The 312-nt window shown below is 62.5% G+C and carries 1 pseudogene; it reads left to right on the top strand.

What is annotated here, in order from left to right:
* Positions 1–213: pseudogene (araH, locus tag EOC06_RS38760) on the top strand (L-arabinose ABC transporter permease AraH); the annotation flags it as partial.
* Positions 214–312 lie beyond the last annotated feature (99 nt).

Raw genomic sequence — 312 nt, 5'->3', positions numbered from 1 at the left:
ATTTCGGCCTGCGTGCTCGGCGGCGTTTCGCTCGCCGGCGGCCGCGCCACCATGTCGGGCGTCATCGTCGGCGTGCTGATCATGGGCATCGCCGAGAACGCCATGAACCTGCTCAACATCCCGGCCTTCTACCAGTACATCGTGCGCGGCGTTATTTTGCTGCTAGCCGTGCTGCTCGACAATCTGCGCTCGTCGGCTTTGGGTCGGCGATAGGCTGGAGGAACAAAAATGGCTGAGCGCCTTTCCGGCAAACGCATCTTCCTGACGGGTGCAGCGCACGGCATCGGGCTTGCCATCGCCTAAGCCTGTTTG

This window comes from Mesorhizobium sp. M7A.F.Ca.MR.362.00.0.0 (genome assembly GCF_004023175.1).
In the GTDB taxonomy this organism is placed as follows: Bacteria; Pseudomonadota; Alphaproteobacteria; order Rhizobiales; family Rhizobiaceae; genus Mesorhizobium.
This window is presented reverse-complemented; position numbering and strand designations above follow the sequence as displayed.